This is a genomic window from Chamaesiphon sp. VAR_69_metabat_338 (assembly GCF_031423935.1).
Lineage (GTDB): Bacteria > Cyanobacteriota > Cyanobacteriia > Cyanobacteriales > Chamaesiphonaceae > Chamaesiphon.
In genome coordinates this window covers 1-3112 of record NZ_JANPGM010000139.1, presented here as the reverse complement: position 1 = coordinate 3112, position 3112 = coordinate 1, and the positions used below count along the sequence as shown (strand labels likewise).

Below are 3112 nucleotides of genomic sequence, written 5' to 3'. Positions count from 1 at the left end.
CGATTTATTCGTGAAGTGGTACAGGTTAATGGTGAAACTATCTTAGTTTTAGGTACTCGCAAAGCAGAAAGTAGCAAGCGGGCGATGACGATGCTTAAGCACGAGAAAAATCGAGTGAGAGATTACCTTAGCCCTAATAGCCGTTTACATAATTCATTGATTTACAGCCCGATCGAGGATTGGCGGACTGATGAGGTGTGGATGTATCTGATGCAGTTCCCAAATCCTTGGGGTGGGAATAATCAGGACTTATTCAGCCTATATCGCGGTGCGACTGCCGATAATGAATGTCCGTTAGTAGTCGATACCTCTACGCCTAGTTGTGGTGATTCTCGGTTTGGTTGCTGGGTGTGTACCCTCGTGAGCAAAGATCGATCGATGGAAGCAATGATTCAAAATGATGAAGACAAAGAATGGTTGCAACCGTTGTTAGATATTCGGAATGAATTGGACATTCATGACGATCGCGACAAGCGAGATTTTCGGCGTATCTATGGTAGAGTCGAACTGTTTGAGCGTAAGGCAACTGAAGGGACTGAGGTAGTGCCAATTCCTGGGCCATATACTAAATTTTGGCGCGAACATTGGTTGCGACGAGTATTGGCAGCACAAGTGGAAATTCAACAAACTGCACCGCCAGACATGCGCGAGATTACGCTGATTACTGATGAAGAATTAGGCGAAATCAGACGAATCTGGTTGGAAGAGAAGCACGAATTTGACGATAGTTTACCGCGTATTTATGAGGAAATTATGGGCAAAACCTTTCAAGATACCCGCATCCAAGAAAAGCAGCTATTAGGTGGCGATGAATGGTCGATTTTAGAAGAGATCTGTAGCGATGATGCCATGCACCTAGAATTGATGGCCAAGTTGCTCGATACCGAACGCCAACATGCTACCAAATCGCGGCGGGGGGTTTTTGAAAACCTAGAGAAGTGCTTTGATAGTAGCTCGCGATCGAAAGAAGAAGCGATCGAACACGCGCACCAAAAGCGCGATTTGAAGGAGGCTGCCAGTCGGGGCGACGTCGAGAAGGTGAAGCAGTTAACCTGGGCGCAGATGAAGTTTAAGACTGATGAGGAAATCGATGAAGATAGCCCCTTAACTTAGCTTCTGTTATGGTCAACGCTCTGATTGACCCCCAGTATCGAAATACTCTCGCCAATAGCTAATCAGCCCGTTTTGAAACTCAATGACGATCGCGTCATCCGATTGGCTGTGCTTACCTGTAGCCCGTTCTAGATCCTCATAGTGCCACTCTACCGCCGCTCGGTCGCTATCGATGATGATGCGGTAGATCGTAATGCTAATATTTGCATACGCTCGCGCAAACTTGGCGATTTCCTCACGAATTTGCTCCCGACCTTGCCACCGTTGATTAGGGACGATTAGTTGGGCATCTATTGTAAATAACTCAGCCAGGGTGTCCGCATCACCAGCGATCCATGCTTTTCGAGCTTGCTCGATCGTCGATCGAATCTGCTGTGGCGATAAGTTGCGATCTCCAGTTGCATCCATACCAGACATTAAGCCAATTAAAATAATTCCGATCGATAACCACCGTACTAAATTGTAAACTAGGCTCTTAATCAATTTCTATGCTCACCGAGCGATTTTTAGCAACCAATCGACTAAATTATTAATAAATCTATCGATCGGCTGAAATATATTTAGAGAACAAAGTTTGTCATCTGGCCTGAAATTTAGCACTTGTTTTCGATTGTAGCAATCCTCAATAGAGCAGGACAATCGCTGTATTGTCCGCTACGTTTTGAGGTTAAAAATCAAGAGCGCGATCGCTGCTCGTGAATGATTTATGACAGATTGCTAGATTTCGATCGCGATGAGTGTCGATGCCATAGCGAGAGGAAGGTACGCACTCAATCATCGCGAGCTGGCAAGTGCTGATGGTTGACAGGTGGCGAGCAATGGCATTCACCAGCGGGATCGCCTTGCCCGAGGGCCTCCCGCCACAGCTACGCCTAATTTTCGGGCACCTCGGCGATCTGATGCGATCGGGGTAGCGGTTTCGATCGGGACTAAATATTAAAAAAAAGTATCGTAATTGACCAAATAGCATTCCCCTGTTAGATAATTTTGGGTAACATCAAGATAAGTAAACTTAATCAGTAGCATAACGGGGATCGTAGTAATGACGGAGCGAACGGATTGGCGTGAAGTGCAAGCAGAAGGATCGGTCTATCGTCCCGGCCAAAAGGTCGAAGTCAAGCACCGTCCGGGGATCGTCGATACAGTAATTGCTTACGATCCGATGATGGTGCCACCCGTAATGCTCGCCAGCGATCCCCAGCCGCGCTACCCCGAAGAATTAACATTAATCTCGTCAGTGGGCACTGGGTTCAATTGGCTGCATTCTTGGACTAGAGATCTGCCTAGCTCCGCATCAGCCAGCGGTCATGCCCGCAAGCTGGTAACTAGAACCCAAAGTTAGGAGTGGGGATCGCCTGCGGGATCTGCGATCGACAATGAAGATACGATTGCGAATTGTAACGCGGATGTCCCGCTTGAGGTCGATTTTCTGCGATACTGATATACCGATAAAAGAATTATTGTTGGGACGATCTCATGCGGGATGCTGTAACAAATCTCATTAAAACTTACGATATAACAGGTCGCTATTTAGACCGCAACGCGATCGATAGCTTAAAGTCCTATTTTGATAGTGGTGCGGCGCGAATTGCTGCTGCGGGCGTAATCAATGCCAATGCAGCCGCGATCGTCAAGCGCGCTAGCTTGCTGCTCTTTGACGAATTGCCAGAACTCATTCGTCCTGGAGGTAACTCATATACCACTAGACGTTATGCGGCTTGCCTGCGGGATATGGATTATTATCTGCGATATGCTAGCTACGCGATCGTCGCTGGCGATACTCAGGTGTTGGACGAGCGCGTCCTGCAAGGCTTACGCGAGACTTATAACTCTCTTGGCGTGCCGATTGGGCCGACAGTGCGCGGCATCCAAATCATTAAGGATTTGGTCAAGGCTCAGTTAGTTGCGGCTGGCATTGCCGATACTAGTTGCGTAGATGCACCTTTCGATCGGATGACCAGCGAAATTAGCGAACGGGATCTCTAAGCTTGCTAGCGCA

General features: G+C 47.7%; 4 protein-coding genes. 3 read left to right on the top strand and 1 reads right to left on the bottom strand.

From position 1 onward, the window contains the following. A partial coding sequence (gene dndC / locus RMO84_RS04055; protein WP_310487194.1) for a DNA phosphorothioation system sulfurtransferase DndC occupies window positions 1–1113 on the top strand: 1113 nt, incomplete at its 5' end. A gap of 12 nt (window positions 1114–1125) precedes the next feature. Here dndC and RMO84_RS04050 read toward each other — a convergent pair. Beyond that, on the bottom strand, window positions 1126–1530 hold the full coding sequence (locus tag RMO84_RS04050) for a nuclear transport factor 2 family protein (protein WP_310487191.1): 405 nt from the start codon (window positions 1528–1530) through the stop codon (window positions 1126–1128). A gap of 625 nt (window positions 1531–2155) precedes the next feature. On the opposite strand from RMO84_RS04050, the gene RMO84_RS04045 reads away from it, so the two are divergent. Both RMO84_RS04045 and apcB read left to right on the top strand, forming a co-directional pair. Continuing rightward, entirely contained in the window at window positions 2156–2455 is a 300-nt protein-coding gene (locus RMO84_RS04045; RefSeq protein WP_310487190.1) for a hypothetical protein, read from the top strand. Between the two features lie 134 nt (window positions 2456–2589). Further along, entirely contained in the window at window positions 2590–3099 is a 510-nt protein-coding gene (apcB, locus tag RMO84_RS04040) for an allophycocyanin subunit beta (RefSeq protein ID WP_310487189.1), read from the top strand. Window positions 3100–3112 lie beyond the last annotated feature (13 nt).